Below are 14,849 nucleotides of genomic sequence, written 5' to 3'. Positions count from 1 at the left end.
CTTGACGGAAGAACCCCCGATCAAGCCTATTTCCACCAGCCGGCACCCGAAGCGGTGGCGGCGTAACCGAAGCGGAAAACCACTTAGAAAACGCCCGGGAACTGTTCAGACAAACCGAACCACCTCTCACCCTACGGCTTGAAGAGATCCGCAAAGAAATATCACGAATTATTATTCAAACATGACTCTTCAACATCCGCAACCTAGGCATGACCTGGTTATTGCCCTATGCTAATTCTGTGCCTGACACCGACGCGAATGATGAAATACCTCAACTTCTGTATATTACTCGGACTTTGCGCAGCACCATTTGGCGCCTAAAGGCATTGTCACTTCTCAAAAATGGTGCACCCCTTCGCTCGTCACCTACAACTAATTTGCCGCAGAGCCGCCGACTTGGCTTCAGGGCTTGCAGCGACCCGAAGCCAAGCCCCCAGTTTTTGTCTCGCTCATGCGCGTTAAGGCCCCCGCCCGCTCAGAGTTTCAACTCTGATTTTTTCAGTCGGCTTGCACCGCCGCGAGGGCCAGGGCCCCCTGAACTCCAAGACCAGAAAATTGCGCCAACGGACCAAAAAAAAACTTGACGTATAGCCAAGGCCGCCTCATCTCTTCCGCAGTTCACCTATCTCGCTTTCATCTTATCAGCGACCGACTGGCCCTCGCACGGCCCTTCTTTAGGTGAGCCCCATGACTAACTTTCAGTTTGACCAGTGCAAGGCACTGGACAGGATGCCCCAGATCTCTCGGCACCTTGCCGCAGAGCTTGATAGCCACCCCGTGACCTCCCCTGCCAAGGAGTTCGCCGAAGAGCTCAAGTTCTTTGCGGTCGATCGTGACCTGCTGCTCGACCATCTGCAGAAGAAGTTGGAGCACTCTCGCTAGCGCGCATTCGCTGCAACCCTACCCTACTCAGGGTGCCATGCCTCCTTGAACCCAGCGCTGCCGAATTAACCACCTAAACCCCGAGATACAACTTTCGAGCAACCAGCGGAACGCTGGCCCCGAACCATGTGCCTCCTCGCCATGCACCATACCAAACACAGGATTCATACCCATGAGCCATAGCGCAACCTTACCTCCCGGAGGGGCCGATCGCTCGCTTCCCGCATCCAATTCTACTGCAACTGATGTCACTGGAGATCGCGCATGACCCAGCTCCGCCCCATCTTCGTTCGGCTCAACAAGGTGCAGGAGGTTTTCGGCGTTTCTGATGATCAGGTGCGCGTCTGGGAGAAGAAGAGCATGCTCACGATTTTCAAGCGTGGCCGCATGTCGTTCGTCCGGACCGATGATCTCACGAACGTGATCGAGGGAGCTCCTTACCAGCCTGTGGGGGCAAGTGTGGGGTAAGAAAGCCTAAACACCAAAAAGCCCCATGAAAACATGGGGCTTTTTGAAGATGAATGGTGCGGTCGAGAAGACTCGAACTTCCACGGGTGTTACCCCACAGCGACCTCAACGCTGCGCGTCTACCAATTCCGCCACGACCGCACGTGATCAGGTAGGATGGCGGCCTCATAGCCTCGGGCTTCGGGGGAGCGCAAGAGCGAATTTCGCCAGACCCGGCGTCAAGCGCAAGAAAGTCGGGCGGTGGCCCGGGCTTTGACTTTTCCGCCCCCCCACGCCACCCCATCTGCGACGAGGAACGAAGCGGAAAGCGGAGCGCGAAGAATGGTCGAGTGGATCGTGAGCGATGGGCTGACGCCCTATGAGGACGCGGTCGCCGCCATGGAAACCCGCGCCCGCGCGATCGCGGCGGGCGCGGCCCCCGAGGCGGTCTGGCTGGTCGAGCATCCGCCGCTCTACACTGCCGGCACTTCCGCGCGGCCCGCCGACCTGACCGAGCCCGACCGGTTTCCCGTGCACCTCAGCAAGCGCGGCGGCCAATACACCTATCACGGCCCCGGACAGCGCGTGGTCTACGTGATGCTCGACGTCGGCGCGCGCGGCCGCGACGTGCGCGCCTTCGTCAAGTCGCTCGAAGGCTGGATCATCGGCACCCTTGCCGAGTTCAACGTCACGGGCGAGCTACGCGAGGGCCGCGTCGGCGTCTGGGTGCAGCGGCCCGACCGCCCCCTCACCGCCACGGGGGAGGTGGCCGAGGACAAGATCGCGGCCTTGGGCATCCGCCTGCACAAGTGGGTCAGCTACCATGGCCTCGCGATCAACATGGAGCCGGACCTGTCGCATTTCGGCGGCATCGTGCCCTGCGGCATCGCCGAGCACGGCGTCACCAGCCTCGTCGATCTGGGCCTGCCGGTGACCATGGCCGATCTCGACACGGCGCTGGAGCGCAGCTTCACCGATCATTTCGCGGGAACGCCGCGCCGCGCCGCATCGCTCTGAGGCCATCGGGCAACCCCGGCACGAGACGGCCTCCTGCGGCACCGTGACCGTTGCCCTGCCCCGCTTCTCCTTCTAGAAGGACGCCAATTGCCTGCGCGTCGCTGCGTGCGGGCCCGTCAGGCAACCAAACTCGGGAGAGCCACATGGCAGACGCCGCCATCCACGGCCACGGACACGAGGACAAGCGGGGCTTCTTCACCCGCTGGTTCATGTCCACCAACCACAAGGACATCGGGATACTGTATCTCTTCGCGGCGGGCTTCGTGGGCCTGCTGTCGGTGATGCTGACCATTCACATGCGACTCGAACTGATGCAGCCGGGCGTGCAGTTCATGTGCACCGAGAACGTCAGCGGCAACCCGATCATGACGGTGCTGCGCTCCTGGGTGCCCACCGCCACCGAGGCCTGTACCCCCAACGGCCACATGTGGAACGTCGCGATCACCTATCACGGCGTGCTGATGATGTTCTTCGTCGTCATCCCGGCGCTGTTCGGCGGCTTCGGCAATTACTTCATGCCGCTGCAGATCGGTGCGCCGGACATGGCCTTCCCGCGCCTGAACAACCTCAGCTTCTGGATGTTCATCGCCGGTGTGGCACTGGGCGTCGCCTCGCTGTTCTCGCCGGGCGGCAACGGCCAGTCGGGCTCGGGCGTGGGCTGGGTGCTCTACCCGCCGCTCTCGACCTCCGAGCCGGGCATGTCGATGGACCTCGCGATCTTCGCGGTCCACGTCTCGGGCGCCAGTTCGATCCTCGGCGCGATCAACATCATCACCACGTTCCTCAACATGCGCGCGCCGGGCATGACCCTGCACAAGGTGCCGCTCTTCGCGTGGTCGATCTTCGTCACCGCCTGGCTGATCCTTCTGGCCCTGCCCGTGCTGGCCGGCGCGATCACCATGCTGCTGACCGACCGCAACTTCGGGACCTCGTTCTTCCAGCCCGCGGGCGGCGGCGACCCGATCCTGTACCAGCACATCCTGTGGTTCTTCGGTCACCCCGAGGTCTACATCATCATCATCCCCGCCTTCGGCATCATCAGCCACGTCATCGCGACCTTCTCGCGCAAGCCGATCTTCGGATACCTGCCGATGGTCTACGCGATGGTGGCGATCGGCGTGCTCGGCTTCGTCGTCTGGGCGCACCACATGTACACCGTGGGCATGTCGCTGACGCAGCAGTCCTACTTCATGATGGCCACCATGGTCATCGCGGTGCCCACCGGCGTGAAGATCTTCTCGTGGATCGCGACGATGTGGGGCGGCTCGGTCGAGTTCAAGACGCCGATGCTCTGGGCCTTCGGCTTCCTGTTCCTGTTCACCGTGGGCGGCGTCACCGGCATCGTGCTGAGCCAGGCCGGCATCGACCGCGCCTATCACGACACCTACTACGTCGTGGCGCACTTCCACTACGTGATGTCCTTGGGCGCCGTGTTCGGCATCTTCGCGGGGATCTACTTCTACTTCCCCAAGATGACCGGCAAGATGCTCCCCGAGCTCGCGGGCAAGATCCACTTCTGGATGATGTTCATCGGTGCGAACATCACCTTCTTCCCGCAGCACTTCTTGGGCCGTCAGGGCATGCCGCGCCGCTACATCGACTACCCGGAGGCCTTCGCCACCTGGAACCTCGTGTCGTCGCTCGGTGCGTTCCTGGCTTTCGCGAGCTTCGTGTTCTTCATCGTGGTGCTGTTCTACACGCTGGCCCGCGGCAAGGTGCACGGCCTCGCCAACCCGTGGAACGAATACGCCGACACGCTCGAGTGGACCCTGCCCTCGCCGCCGCCGGAGCACACCTTCGAGACGCTCCCCAAGCAGAGCGACTGGGACCGCAGCCACGCCCACTGAGGCACGGCCCGCGAGACGAGATCGGGGCCCGGCGGAAACGCCGGGCCCTTTTCGCATCCCCCCTCCCGCCCCCGGCCCGAGACACATGATGCCCATCGAATGGACCCTGCGCCCCACCGACGACGCCCCCACGCGGGCCCGGCTGCAGCTCTGGCCCTACCGGTCGCTGCCCAAGCGCGGCTTTGCGGGCTTCATCGGCGGCACCGCCGCGCTGATCGCGCTGCCGCTCGTCACGGTGCTGGGCACGCCGGTGCTGTGGGCCCTGCTGCCGTTCCTCGCCGCTGCCGTGGCCGGGGTCTGGTGGGCCCTGTCGCGCAGCTACCGCGACGGCGAGGTGCTCGAGACGCTCGAGATCGACGAGCGTCGGATACGCCTGACCCGCCGCGAAAGGGGCCGCGCCGACCGGGTCTGGGAGGCCGATCCCTACTGGGTCGAGTTGCGGCTGCACGAGGGCGACCGACCGGTGCCGGCCTATCTCACGCTGCGCGGCGCGGGCCGCGAGGTCGAACTCGGCGCATTTCTACCGGAGGATGAGCGCCGCGCGCTCGCCGAGGAGTTGCAGCGGCTTCTGACCCGCCTCTCCCGGCATTGAACCAAGCAATATACCGCCGCGTCGTTACGTCGCCATGGAACTCCGGCCCCGATATGGGCATTTTCATGGCAACGGAGGATTCGTCATGCCCAAGCACACCGCGCCGAAAGAAACGATCCGCAGGCTGGCCCAGACCGGGCGCGCCATTCTCGAAGGTCTGGTCGGCGCCCTGCTGCCGCAGCCCCGCCCGCAGCACCGGCCCATCCCGATTCCTGTTACGCCGGCCCGCCGCCGCTGACGGCCTGCGTCGCGACGGCGACACCGAAATCCCTGAACGACAAAGGCGGCCCCCGCTTGGGGAGCCGCCTCTTTCTTGCCCGACGGCGCAAGCCCCGTCTCAGCCCTTCTTGTCGGGCAGGTCCTTGCGCTTTGTATGGGCCATGTCTTCGAGCTTGTTCTCGCTCATGTCGTCATACATCTCTTTCGAGGCGCCTTTCAGATCCTTGACCTTGGTGTCGCCCCGCTTCGCCGAAAGCGCCGCTCCCGCCGCCTTCTGCTGTGCCTTGGATTGTGCCGGCATGTCGGTCCTCCATTCACTGGATGCCCGCAAAACGCGAAGAGCCCGCCCCGCGTTCCCGTCAGTTCAACTCAGACGATCGCGCACCAGCGGGCCGACCCGGCCGAAATCCATCCGCCCCATGTAACGCGCCTTGAGCGCCGCCATCACCTTGCCCATGTCGCGGATCGACCCGGCATCGGTTTCGGCGATGGCCTGGGTCACGGCGGCCTCGGTCTCGGCTTCGGTCAACTGGCGCGGCAGGAACTCCTCGATCACCGTGATCTCGGCGCGCTCCTTCTCGGCCAACTCGAGCCGACCGGCCTCGTCATAGGCGCGCGCGCTTTCCTGGCGCTGCTTGACCATCTTTCCCAGAATGGCGAGCACGACCTCGTCCGAAACCAGCCCCTCCTCACCTTCGCCCCGCGCGGCGATGTCGCGGTCCTTGATGGCGGCATTGATCAGGCGCAGCGTGGAGAGGCGCTCGGCCTCCTTGGCCTTCATCGCATCCTTGAGGGAAGCGTTGAGCTTGTCGCGCAGGGTCATCTGGTCCCGTTCCGGATTGTTGCAGACACAAGCGGGCAAGCTACCCGTTTCGGCGGGGCCTGACAACAAGCCGCGCCGGGTGCCGCCGCGTCTTGATTCTTCCGCGCCCTGCCCCTAGGTAGCGGCGGGTTTCACTACAGGAGCAATGACGCCATGCCGATTAATGTTTCCGGCAAGCCGACCGCCTGCCTCGCGCTCGCGGATGGGACCGTGTTCTACGGGCAGGGCTTCGGCGCTCCGGGCCGCACCGTGGCCGAGCTGTGCTTCAACACCGCGATGACCGGCTACCAGGAGATCATGACCGATCCCTCCTATGCGGGTCAGGCCGTCACCTTCACCTTTCCGCATATCGGCAACACCGGCACCACCGACGAGGATGACGAGGCCGCCGATCCGGTCGCCGCGGCGATGATCGTCAAGTGGAGCCCGACCGAGCCTTCGAACTGGCGCGCCACCGAGACCCTGTCGGCATGGCTCGCCAAGCGCGGCCGCATCGGCATGGGCGGCATCGACACCCGCCGCCTGACCCGCGCGATCCGCCAGCAGGGTGCGCCGCATGTCGCGATCGAGCACAACCCCGAGGGCAATTTCGACCTCGAGGCGCTGGTCGCCGCAGCGCGCGACTTCAAGGGCCTCGTGGGGCTCGATCTCGCGCGCGAGGTCAGCTGCGTGCAATCCTACCGCTGGGACGAGATGCGCTGGGCCTGGCCCGACGGCTTCAAAACGCAGGAGAACCCGCGTCACAAGGTCGTGGCCATCGATTACGGCGCCAAGCGCAACATCCTGCGCAGCCTCGCCTCGACCGGCTGCGAGGTCACGGTGCTGCCCGCCACCGCCACCGCCGAGGAGATCCTCGCGCTGAACCCCGACGGTCTGTTCCTGTCGAACGGCCCCGGCGATCCGGCGGCCACCGGCGAATACGCGGTCCCGGCGATCAAATCGGTGCTGGAGCAGTCGCAGATCCCGGTCTTCGGCATCTGCCTCGGCCACCAGATGCTGGCCCGCGCGCTCGGCGCGCAGACGGTGAAGATGAGCCATGGGCACCACGGCGCCAACCACCCCGTGAAGGACCGCGAGACCGGCAAGGTCGAGATCACCTCGATGAACCATGGCTTCACCGTGGACAGCCAGTCGCTCCCCGAGGGGGTGATCGAGACGCATGTGTCGCTGTTCGACGGCTCGAACTGCGGCATCCGCATGACCGACCGGCCCGTGTTCTCGGTGCAATACCACCCCGAGGCCAGCCCCGGCCCGCAGGACAGCTACTACCTGTTCGAACGCTTTGCCGAGGCCATGGAAGCGCGTCGCGGCTGACGCGTTAACCACGCGTTAACCCGAAACCACCGAGCATCGGGCAGTCTTTCGCAAGGAAAGCCGCCCGATGAACGCCTTTCCTCCGCCCCGCGCGGCGGAGGTCGTGACTGGCCCTGAGGCCGCCCCGCCCGTCACGCCCGGCCGCTTCGATCCGTTCCGGCAACCGCCGGACTTGCGGCTGTTGCACCGGCTCGGCGCGACGCGTGCGCTACGGTTCGGGGTGATGCCGTGGCGCCGGATCGGCGGGCGCACGGTCGTGCTCTGCGCCGTCCCGCCCTCGCAGGAGGCACGCGACGCGATGGCCCGCGCCGGGCTGGGCCGGCTGCGCTGCGCCACCTGCACGTCCGAGGCCCTGCGCGCCGCGCTTGAGCCGCATGTCGCGCCGGTGCTCCTGATGCGGGCCGAGGCGCGGGTGCCGCTCGACCAGAGCTGTCGGGGCGTCGGACGCAGGCCGTTATGCCTGCTCGCCGTCACCGCCGCGCTCACGGCCACCCTGTCGGCCGCATTTGCCCCCTGGGCGGCGTTGGCGCTGCTCTGCGCCCTTTGCGCGCTGACCTCCTGCGCCAACACCGCGCTCAAGCTCGCCGCCATGATCGCCACGCTGGGCCGCGCCCCGGCACGACCGCCTCCCGCCTCGTCCGCCGCCGACAGGCTGCCCGTCGTCACCCTTCTGGTGCCGCTGTTTCGCGAAGGGGCGATGGTGGTGCCGCTGCTGGAGCGGCTGGGGCGGCTCGACTATCCGCGTGACCGGCTCGACCTGTGCCTGATCGTCGAGGCCTGCGACACCGAAACCCGCGAGACGCTGGCCCGCATGGCGCTCCCCCCCTGGGCGCAGGTGGTGGTGGTGCCCGAAGGGCGCATCCGCACCAAGCCGCGCGCGCTGAACTACGCGCTGTTCTTCACGCGTGGCAGCATCATCGGCATCTACGATGCCGAGGACGCCCCCGCCCCGGACCAGCTTTTGCGCGTGGTGGCGCGCTTTGCGGCCTGCGGGCCGCAGACCGGCTGCCTGCAAGGTGTGCTCGACTACTACAACGCCCGCTCCAACTGGATCGCGCGCTGCTTCACCCTCGAATACGCAAGCTGGTTCCGCGTCGTTCTGCCGGGGCTCGACCGGCTCGGCCTCGTGGTGCCGCTGGGGGGCACGACGCTGTTCCTGCGCCGCCACGCGATCGACGCGGTGGGCGGCTGGGACGCGCACAACGTCACCGAGGACGCCGATCTCGGCGTGCGTCTGGCACGGCGCGGGTTTCGCACCGAACTGATCGACAGCGTCACGCTCGAGGAGGCCAACGCCCGCGTCTGGCCCTGGATCAAGCAGCGCTCGCGCTGGCTCAAAGGCTACGCGATGAGCTGGGGCGTCGCGATGCACGACCCCGAACGGCTCTGGCGCGAGCTTGGGCCGTGGCGCTTTCTGGGGGTGCAGGTGCTGTTTCTCGGCACGTTGGCGCAGTTCGCGCTGGCCCCGGTGCTGTGGTCGTTCTGGCTGGTGATCTTCGGGATGCCGCATCCGATGTCGCCATGGCTGCGCCCCGAGAGCCTCACGGCGCTGGCCGTGGTCTTCTTGCTCTCCGAATGTGTAACCTATGCGGTCGCGGCGCTGGCGGCCCATCGGGCCGGGCGGCCCCGGCTGGCGCTCTGGGCACCGCTGTTGCAGATCTACTTCCCGCTCGCCACCATCGCGGTCTGGCGTGCGCTGTGGCAGGTGCTGCACCGCCCGTTCCACTGGGAAAAGACCCGGCACGGCATCTTCGCGCCCTCGACGCCGCTCAGGTCGCCGCCTCCACCTTCGCCGCGTCGAGCTTCAGACGGGTGACGAAGGCGTGGCTGATGTGATCGCGCAGCGCCCGGTCGGCGGCGTCGCCATCGCCCGCCTCGATCGCCGCGACGATCACCGCGTGCTCCTCGAGCGCGCCGCGCCCGCGCCCTTCGGCTGCGAGCGAGGTCGAGGCCAGAAGCGCCATCGAGCGGTGGACGAGATCGAGCTGACGCACCAGAAAGCGGTTGTGGCTGGCGAGGTGGATCTGCTTGTGAAAGCGCCGGTTGGCGCGCGACAGCGCGGCGGGATCGTTGACCAGCGCCTGATCGGCATCAAGCATGTCGCGCAGCACCCGCACCTCCTCTGGCGCGGCGTGGCGCGCCGCCAGCCGCGCGGCCAACCCCTCGAGCTCGCCGCGCACCACGTAAAGCTCGGCCAGCTGCGTGTGATCGAGCGAGGCCACGATCAGCGAGCGGCCATCGCGGGTCAGCATGCCTTGGGTCTCCAGCCGCTGCAGCGCCTCGCGCACCGGGGTGCGCGACACGCCGAACCGATCCGCCAGCTCGCTTTCGACGAGCCGGTCGCCGGGGTGGTAGATGCCGCCGTCGATCGATTCGAGGATCAGCCCGTAGGCGTCCTTCTGCGAGGGTCTGGTGTCCTGCATGCGCGGCCTTCCCATGGGTCGAACGACGATAGCCCCTGCGCGCGGCCCTGTTCAACCCGCGCCCGGCTTGCCGCGCCCTGCCCGCGACCATAGTGTCGCGCCATGACCGACATGCTCCGCTCCGATCCCGCCACTCACTATGCCACCGATTTCGCGCATGTCAGGGCATGGGTCTTCGATCTCGACCACACGCTCTACCCGCCGCGGGCACGTCTCTTCGACCAGATCGAGGGACGGATGCGCGCATGGATGATGCGCGAGCTGGCCATCGAGACCGCCGAGGCCGACCGGCTGCGCGCCGATTACTGGAGCCGCTATGGCACCACGCTGGCCGGGCTGATGGCCGAGCACGGCCTGCCCGCCGATGATTTCCTGCTCGATGTGCACGACATCGACATGGGGTCTCTCGACGCCGATCCGGCCCTCGCCCGCGCCATCGCGGCGCTGCCGGGCCGCCGCATCGTCTATACCAACGGCACACGGCCCTACGCGTTGCGGGTGCTGGCGGCGCGCGGGCTGTCGGAGGTGTTCGACGCGGTCTACGGCGTCGAGCATGCGGGCCTCGTGCCAAAACCCCAGCGCGCCGCCTTCGAGGCGGTCTTCGCGCTCGACGGGCTGGCCCCTGAACAGGGCGCGATGTTCGAGGACGACCCGCGCAACCTCGCGGTGCCGCACGCGATGGGCATGCGCACGGTGCTGGTCGGGCCGCCCGGGGCGCTGGCCGCCGATCACATCCATCACCACACAGACGATCTCGCGGGCTTTGTGTCGCAGCTGGTGCGTTAGGCTTTCCCGCACCCGTATGGCGGCCTATCTCTGCTGCATGACGCGCAACATCGACATCCTCGTCTCGGGCGGCGGCATCGCCGGCCTCTCCGCCGCCGCCGCCTTCGGCGCACGGGGCTTCTCGGTGCTCTGCGTCGATCCGGCCCCCCCGGTCAGGGACATGGCCGAAGCCGGGGCCGATCTGCGCTCCACCACCTTCCTGCAACCCGCGCGCGCCTTGCTCGACAGCGCCGGCCTGTGGGACCGCCTCGCGCCGCACGCCACGCCGCTTCAGGTGATGCGGATCGTCGAGGCCGGGCGCGGCACGGCGGTGAGCCGCGATTTCGACGCCGCCGATCTCGGCCCCCTGCCCTTTGGCTGGAACCTGCCCAACTGGCTCCTGCGCCGCGAGATGGCGGCGCGGATCGAAGGTATGGCCCAAGTCGAGTTCCGGCCGGGCTGCGGCTTTGCCGGGCTGACACCGCGCGACGACCGGGCGCTGGTGCGGCTGAGTGATGGCAGCCGCGTCTCGGCCCGGCTGGTGATCGCCGCCGACGGTCGCGCCAGCCCCGTGCGCGAGGCTTGCGGCATCGGCGTGCGCACGCGGCGCTACGGGCAGAAGGCGCTGGCTTTCGCCGTCACCCATGAAAGGCCGCATGACAACGTCTCGACCGAAATCCACCGCTCCGGCGGGCCCTTCACGCTGGTGCCGCTCCCTGATCTCGACGGCGCGCCCTCCTCGGCGGTGATCTGGATGGAGCTGGGGCGCGAGGCCGATCGTCTTTCCGCCCTGCCGGTGAGCGATTTCGATATCGAGGCCACGGCCCGCTCCGAAAGGGCGCTGGGGCGGCTGCACCTCGTGACCCGGCGGCAGAGCTGGCCGATCATCCTGCAGACGGCGCGCGCGCTCACCGCGCAGCGGGTGGCACTGGTGGCCGAGGCCGCGCATGTGATGCCGCCCATCGGCGCGCAGGGGCTCAACACCTCGCTGGCCGACATCGCCTGCCTCGCCGATTTGGCGGCCGCGCGCCCAGAGGGCCTTGGAGATGCGGCGATGCTGGCGACCTATGCCCGAAGGCGCGCGGGCGACATCACGCTGCGCGAACACGGGATCGACGCGCTGAACCGCATCGCCATGGCGGGCGGACCGCTGGCGCAGGCGGTGCGTGGGGCTGGCTTGGGCGTGATGCACGGCCTGCCGGCGCTGCGGCGCGGGTTGATGCGGCTGGGGCTCGGCGCGGGCAAGTCCCGCTAAAGCGGGCCGGGCAGCCGTTCCTCGGACAACAGAACGTTGGCCTCGACCGGGCCGATCCCCGGCAACGTCATGATCCGGCGCCGCAGCACCCGCTCGAAATCCTCCAGATCGCGCGCCACGACCCGCAGGCGGTAGTCATAGAGCCCCAGCACATGCTCCACCGTCTGCACCTCGCGGATGGCGCAGACCGCGCGTTCGAAATCCTCGAGGCTGGCGCGGCCCCGGCTGGCGAGCTTGATGCCCAGAAACACCGTGACGCCGAATCCCAGCGCCGCCGCATCGAGATCGAGACGCCGCCCCTTGAGCGCGCCCAGATCGCGCAGCCGCCGGATGCGCCGCCACGTGGCGGGCTGCGACAGGCCAAGCTCGCGCCCCAGATCGGCGGCGGGACGGGTCGCGTCCTGCGCGAGGGCGCGCAGCAGGAGGCGGTCGAGGGCGTCGAGATCGGTCACAGCGGCAGCGCCTCGTCGGACTTCACCACGCTCAACGTCATCAGGCTTTCGATGTCGGCGATGTGCGGCAGCACGAGGATCTTCTCGCGGTAGAGGTCGCGGTAATGGCCCAGATCGCGCGCCACGATCTGCAACCGCACGTCGACGCGGCCGAGAAATGTCTGGATCTCGATCACCTCGGCCACCTCGCGGGCGCGGGCAAGAAACTCGTCGAAGGCGCGCGGCTGCGTCTTGTCGAGCGTCACCCGCAGGCTGACCGCCACCGCGAATCCCAGCGCCTTCCAGTCGATCACCCCGCGCACCCCGCGCAGCACGCCGGCCTCCTCGAGCCGCGCGAGACGCCGCGCGCAGCGCATGGCGGTGAGACCGGCGCGGTCGGCCAGCTCGGCGGTGGAGAGGTCGGGCGCCTCCTGCAGGAGGCGCAAGAGGCGGCGGTCGGTGTCATCTTGCATGAAAATCATGATATCCGGGGCATTGGAGAATGACCATCATGACGAGGGCATGATTTTTATGCGGTTTCCTCCTCGCATCCCCGGCACCGATCCCTATGGTGCCTTCAGAACGAATAACGGGACTTCGAAAGGACCAGATCATGCGCGTTTATTATGACCGCGATTGCGACGTGAACCTCATCAAGGACAAGAAGGTCGCGATCCTCGGCTATGGCTCCCAAGGCCACGCCCACGCGCTGAACCTGCGCGATTCGGGCGCCAAGAATCTCGTCGTGGCGCTGCGCGATGGCTCGCCCTCGCGCGCCAAGGCCGAAGGCGAAGGCCTGCAGGTCATGGGCATCGAGGAAGCCGCCGCCTGGTGCGACGTGATCATGTTCACCATGCCCGACGAGCTGCAGGCCGAGACCTACCGCAAGCACGTGCATGACCACCTCAAGGAAGGCTCCGCCATCGCCTTCGCGCATGGCCTCAACGTGCACTTCGGCCTGATCGAACCCAAAGCCGGCGTCGACGTCATCATGATGGCGCCCAAGGGTCCGGGCCACACCGTGCGCGGCGAATACGTCAAGGGCGGCGGCGTGCCCTGCCTCGTCGCGGTTCATCACGACGCGTCCGGCAAGGCCATGGAAATCGGCCTCAGCTACTGCTCCGCCATCGGCGGCGGCCGCTCGGGCATCATCGAGACCAACTTCCGCCAGGAATGCGAAACCGACCTGTTCGGTGAGCAGGCCGTGCTCTGCGGCGGTCTGGTCGAGCTGATCCGCATGGGCTTCGAGACGCTGGTCGAGGCGGGCTACGAGCCCGAGATGGCCTATTTCGAGTGTCTGCACGAGGTGAAGCTCATCGTGGACCTGATCTACGAAGGCGGCATCGCCAACATGAACTACTCGATCTCGAACACCGCCGAATACGGCGAATACGTCTCGGGCCCGCGCATCCTCCCCTATGAGGAGACCAAGAAGCGCATGAAGGACGTGCTCACCGACATCCAGAACGGCAAGTTCGTGCGCGACTTCATGCAGGAAAACGCCGTGGGCCAGCCCTCGTTCAAGGCGACCCGCCGCCTCAACGACGAGCACCAGATCGAGCAGGTCGGCGAGAAGCTGCGCGCGATGATGCCGTGGATCTCCAAGGGCAAGATGGTCGACAAGGCGCGCAACTGAGCGTCGCCACAACCCGGAGTTGCCAATTGGCAACATCGACAGGGCGCCTCCGGGCGCCCTGTCCATTTGGACATGTCCGAACCGAGTCTTTCGTATAGAGTCGTGTTAAGGCCATGTTTTCCATGAAGTCTCGCCGCAATTTGGCGCGACGTCATTCCTGTATGACTTAACAGGAGTATCACCCATGCTTTCCGGCCTTACCTCCGCCGTCACGTCCGGCCTGCAGTCGGCCTTTTCGAACCAGACGTCGACCACCAACTCCGTGACGAGCGCCACCTCTTCGACCGAAACCGCCGCGACGAGCGGCGCGACCGCCAGCGCGACGACCGCCGTCTCGACCGAAGACACCGTCGTCTCGGCATCGCGCGCCACCGGCAACACCGAAGCGCAGAGCAGCACGGCCCGGCGCGACGACGCGGCCGCCCGCAGTTCCACCGCGGCACGTGCCGTCAGTGCAGAAGCGGCCGCCGAGACCGCCGCCCAGGCGAACGATCTCGCCCGCTCGCGCGCCGAGGCACTGGCGACGCAGGACAGGCTGCGTCAGACCACGCTGGTCGCCACCATCTCGGACGGCGGCTCCAGCGCGCCGAAGATCGCTTTGGTGGAGGACAAGCCGACTTCGACCGAGGCCGCCGCGACGCGCTATGCCGCCGCCAACACCCCGGCCGCACCGGCCAAGGCGCTCGCCGAACTGCGCGCCTGACAGGGCTGGGGCCGGCTTAGAAGGCCGGCCCCGCCACGATTCGCATCGCATCTCATGCGAACCGGTCTAGCGCTCGATCACGTCGAAGCGATGCGTGGCCAGCACCTCTCCGCCGACCCGCAGCACCGCGACGATGTCGCGCCGCACCGGGTGGCCGATGTGAACGCGCACGTTCTGGTTGGCACCGGCATGGACCTGCTGGGTGCCGAGCAGCTTCATCGTGCCGTCCGGTCCCTTGGTATAGATCTCGACCATACCGTTGCTTTGGGACCGCACCACGCCCACGTCGATCACCGATGTCTGTTCCTGGATGCGGCTCAGAGAGGAGAATGCATTCTCCCCGGTCCTCGCCAACGCGCCCGTAGCCGAAGTGGTGAAGATTGCCAGAGCTAAGAGTTTTCCATACATGGTTTGAACCCTTCCGTAACATGTCGGGTCATACGACCCACGGGAACAGGCTGCGCCCCGTTCGACCATCTGGCGACCTCTGAAACA

The 14,849-nt window shown here is 66.9% G+C and carries 18 protein-coding genes and 1 tRNA gene; 12 read left to right on the top strand and 7 right to left on the bottom strand.

Features of this window, described 5'->3' with window-relative positions; translation table 11 throughout:
* Positions 1 to 729: 729 nt before the first annotated feature.
* Positions 730 to 882: a hypothetical protein gene (locus ACJASC_RS06365; protein ID WP_415144486.1), complete on the top strand. Its 153-nt coding sequence runs from the start codon at positions 730 to 732 to the stop codon at positions 880 to 882.
* Between the two features lie 264 nt (positions 883 to 1,146).
* Positions 1,147 to 1,350 carry a hypothetical protein gene (locus ACJASC_RS06360; RefSeq protein ID WP_415144484.1) on the top strand — a complete coding sequence of 68 codons (204 nt, stop codon included), beginning with the start codon at positions 1,147 to 1,149 and terminating at the stop codon, positions 1,348 to 1,350.
* A gap of 54 nt (positions 1,351 to 1,404) precedes the next feature.
* On the opposite strand, the gene ACJASC_RS06355 is transcribed toward ACJASC_RS06360, so the two are convergent.
* Positions 1,405 to 1,491: transfer RNA gene (locus ACJASC_RS06355), tRNA-Leu, on the bottom strand.
* Between the two features lie 99 nt (positions 1,492 to 1,590).
* On the opposite strand from ACJASC_RS06355, the gene lipB reads away from it, so the two are divergent.
* The 4 genes from lipB (at position 1,591) to ACJASC_RS06335 (ending at position 5,023) form a co-directional block, all read left to right on the top strand.
* Positions 1,591 to 2,346 carry a lipoyl(octanoyl) transferase LipB gene (gene lipB, locus ACJASC_RS06350; protein WP_415144482.1) on the top strand — a complete coding sequence of 252 codons (756 nt, stop codon included), beginning with the start codon at positions 1,591 to 1,593 and terminating at the stop codon, positions 2,344 to 2,346.
* Between the two features lie 143 nt (positions 2,347 to 2,489).
* Positions 2,490 to 4,193 carry a cytochrome c oxidase subunit I gene (ctaD, locus tag ACJASC_RS06345; RefSeq protein ID WP_021692077.1) on the top strand — a complete coding sequence of 568 codons (1,704 nt, stop codon included), beginning with the start codon at positions 2,490 to 2,492 and terminating at the stop codon, positions 4,191 to 4,193.
* An 88-nt stretch (positions 4,194 to 4,281) separates the two neighbouring features.
* Positions 4,282 to 4,785, top strand: a complete 504-nt coding sequence (locus tag ACJASC_RS06340) for a DUF2244 domain-containing protein (RefSeq protein ID WP_415144506.1) — start codon at positions 4,282 to 4,284, stop codon at positions 4,783 to 4,785.
* A gap of 85 nt (positions 4,786 to 4,870) precedes the next feature.
* Positions 4,871 to 5,023: a hypothetical protein gene (locus ACJASC_RS06335; protein WP_415144480.1), complete on the top strand. Its 153-nt coding sequence runs from the start codon at positions 4,871 to 4,873 to the stop codon at positions 5,021 to 5,023.
* Positions 5,024 to 5,122: 99 nt separating this feature from the next.
* On the opposite strand, the gene ACJASC_RS06330 is transcribed toward ACJASC_RS06335, so the two are convergent.
* Positions 5,123 to 5,305 (bottom strand): DUF3008 family protein, encoded by a 183-nt coding sequence (locus ACJASC_RS06330; RefSeq protein ID WP_021692080.1) that lies wholly within the window; start codon positions 5,303 to 5,305, stop codon positions 5,123 to 5,125.
* A 63-nt stretch (positions 5,306 to 5,368) separates the two neighbouring features.
* A complete protein-coding gene (locus ACJASC_RS06325) occupies positions 5,369 to 5,827 on the bottom strand; it encodes a GatB/YqeY domain-containing protein (RefSeq protein ID WP_415144478.1) in 459 nt (152 codons plus the stop codon).
* Positions 5,828 to 5,980: 153 nt separating this feature from the next.
* Here ACJASC_RS06325 and carA point away from each other — a divergent pair, with 153 nt between their 5' ends.
* The gene (carA, locus tag ACJASC_RS06320; RefSeq protein WP_021692082.1) at positions 5,981 to 7,141 is read left to right on the top strand and encodes a glutamine-hydrolyzing carbamoyl-phosphate synthase small subunit; all 1,161 of its coding nucleotides are present in this window, start codon (positions 5,981 to 5,983) and stop codon (positions 7,139 to 7,141) included.
* Positions 7,142 to 7,208: 67 nt separating this feature from the next.
* A complete protein-coding gene (locus tag ACJASC_RS06315) occupies positions 7,209 to 8,957 on the top strand; it encodes a glycosyltransferase (protein WP_415144475.1) in 1,749 nt (582 codons plus the stop codon).
* Here the strand turns inward: ACJASC_RS06315 and ACJASC_RS06310 are convergent.
* A complete protein-coding gene (locus ACJASC_RS06310) occupies positions 8,911 to 9,564 on the bottom strand; it encodes a GntR family transcriptional regulator (RefSeq protein ID WP_021692085.1) in 654 nt (217 codons plus the stop codon). The two genes, ACJASC_RS06315 and ACJASC_RS06310, sit on opposite strands and share 47 nt — an antisense overlap.
* 111 nt (positions 9,565 to 9,675) lie before the next feature.
* Between ACJASC_RS06310 and ACJASC_RS06305 the strand changes: the two genes are divergently transcribed.
* Together ACJASC_RS06305 and ACJASC_RS06300 are read left to right on the top strand one after the other, a co-directional pair.
* On the top strand, positions 9,676 to 10,350 hold the full coding sequence (locus ACJASC_RS06305; RefSeq protein WP_415144504.1) for a pyrimidine 5'-nucleotidase: 675 nt from the start codon (positions 9,676 to 9,678) through the stop codon (positions 10,348 to 10,350).
* A gap of 37 nt (positions 10,351 to 10,387) precedes the next feature.
* On the top strand, positions 10,388 to 11,584 hold the full coding sequence (locus tag ACJASC_RS06300; protein ID WP_415144473.1) for an FAD-dependent monooxygenase: 1,197 nt from the start codon (positions 10,388 to 10,390) through the stop codon (positions 11,582 to 11,584).
* On the opposite strand, the gene ACJASC_RS06295 is transcribed toward ACJASC_RS06300, so the two are convergent.
* The gene (locus ACJASC_RS06295) at positions 11,581 to 12,036 is read right to left on the bottom strand and encodes an Lrp/AsnC family transcriptional regulator (RefSeq protein ID WP_021692088.1); all 456 of its coding nucleotides are present in this window, start codon (positions 12,034 to 12,036) and stop codon (positions 11,581 to 11,583) included. The two genes, ACJASC_RS06300 and ACJASC_RS06295, sit on opposite strands and share 4 nt — an antisense overlap.
* On the bottom strand, positions 12,033 to 12,488 hold the full coding sequence (locus tag ACJASC_RS06290) for an Lrp/AsnC family transcriptional regulator (protein ID WP_045319525.1): 456 nt from the start codon (positions 12,486 to 12,488) through the stop codon (positions 12,033 to 12,035). The genes ACJASC_RS06295 and ACJASC_RS06290 overlap by 4 nt, the downstream gene beginning before the upstream one ends.
* 140 nt (positions 12,489 to 12,628) lie before the next feature.
* On the opposite strand from ACJASC_RS06290, the gene ilvC reads away from it, so the two are divergent.
* Positions 12,629 to 13,651, top strand: a complete 1,023-nt coding sequence (gene ilvC / locus ACJASC_RS06285; RefSeq protein ID WP_021692090.1) for a ketol-acid reductoisomerase — start codon at positions 12,629 to 12,631, stop codon at positions 13,649 to 13,651.
* 184 nt (positions 13,652 to 13,835) lie between these two features.
* Entirely contained in the window at positions 13,836 to 14,354 is a 519-nt protein-coding gene (locus ACJASC_RS06280; RefSeq protein WP_415144470.1) for a hypothetical protein, read from the top strand.
* A 66-nt stretch (positions 14,355 to 14,420) separates the two neighbouring features.
* Here ACJASC_RS06280 and ACJASC_RS06275 read toward each other — a convergent pair whose 3' ends face one another.
* On the bottom strand, positions 14,421 to 14,762 hold the full coding sequence (locus tag ACJASC_RS06275) for a hypothetical protein (protein ID WP_415144468.1): 342 nt from the start codon (positions 14,760 to 14,762) through the stop codon (positions 14,421 to 14,423).
* Positions 14,763 to 14,849: the final 87 nt, after the last annotated feature.

Origin of the sequence: Limimaricola cinnabarinus (genome assembly GCF_047631075.1) — a bacterium.
GTDB classification, from domain to species: Bacteria; Pseudomonadota; Alphaproteobacteria; order Rhodobacterales; family Rhodobacteraceae; genus Limimaricola; species Limimaricola cinnabarinus.
The sequence above is the reverse complement of the archived record's forward strand: the minus strand, read 5'-3'. Positions and strand labels throughout refer to the sequence as shown.

Excerpts from the sequence above, each read along its gene's own strand:
- ACJASC_RS06365 (WP_415144486.1), top strand. The coding sequence starts at position 730 with ATGCCCCAGATCTCTCGGCACCTTGCCGCAGAGCTTGATAGCCACCCC.
- ACJASC_RS06360 (WP_415144484.1), top strand. The coding sequence starts at position 1,147 with ATGACCCAGCTCCGCCCCATCTTCGTTCGGCTCAACAAGGTGCAGGAG.
- ctaD (WP_021692077.1), top strand. The coding sequence starts at position 2,490 with ATGGCAGACGCCGCCATCCACGGCCACGGACACGAGGACAAGCGGGGC.
- ACJASC_RS06340 (WP_415144506.1), top strand. The coding sequence starts at position 4,282 with ATGCCCATCGAATGGACCCTGCGCCCCACCGACGACGCCCCCACGCGG.
- ACJASC_RS06335 (WP_415144480.1), top strand. The coding sequence starts at position 4,871 with ATGCCCAAGCACACCGCGCCGAAAGAAACGATCCGCAGGCTGGCCCAG.
- ACJASC_RS06330 (WP_021692080.1), bottom strand. The coding sequence starts at position 5,305 with ATGCCGGCACAATCCAAGGCACAGCAGAAGGCGGCGGGAGCGGCGCTT.
- ACJASC_RS06325 (WP_415144478.1), bottom strand. The coding sequence starts at position 5,827 with ATGACCCTGCGCGACAAGCTCAACGCTTCCCTCAAGGATGCGATGAAG.
- carA (WP_021692082.1), top strand. The coding sequence starts at position 5,981 with ATGCCGATTAATGTTTCCGGCAAGCCGACCGCCTGCCTCGCGCTCGCG.
- ACJASC_RS06315 (WP_415144475.1), top strand. The coding sequence starts at position 7,209 with ATGAACGCCTTTCCTCCGCCCCGCGCGGCGGAGGTCGTGACTGGCCCT.
- ACJASC_RS06310 (WP_021692085.1), bottom strand. The coding sequence starts at position 9,564 with ATGCAGGACACCAGACCCTCGCAGAAGGACGCCTACGGGCTGATCCTC.
- ACJASC_RS06305 (WP_415144504.1), top strand. The coding sequence starts at position 9,676 with ATGCTCCGCTCCGATCCCGCCACTCACTATGCCACCGATTTCGCGCAT.
- ACJASC_RS06300 (WP_415144473.1), top strand. The coding sequence starts at position 10,388 with ATGACGCGCAACATCGACATCCTCGTCTCGGGCGGCGGCATCGCCGGC.
- ACJASC_RS06290 (WP_045319525.1), bottom strand. The coding sequence starts at position 12,488 with ATGCAAGATGACACCGACCGCCGCCTCTTGCGCCTCCTGCAGGAGGCG.
- ilvC (WP_021692090.1), top strand. The coding sequence starts at position 12,629 with ATGCGCGTTTATTATGACCGCGATTGCGACGTGAACCTCATCAAGGAC.
- ACJASC_RS06280 (WP_415144470.1), top strand. The coding sequence starts at position 13,836 with ATGCTTTCCGGCCTTACCTCCGCCGTCACGTCCGGCCTGCAGTCGGCC.
- ACJASC_RS06275 (WP_415144468.1), bottom strand. The coding sequence starts at position 14,762 with ATGTATGGAAAACTCTTAGCTCTGGCAATCTTCACCACTTCGGCTACG.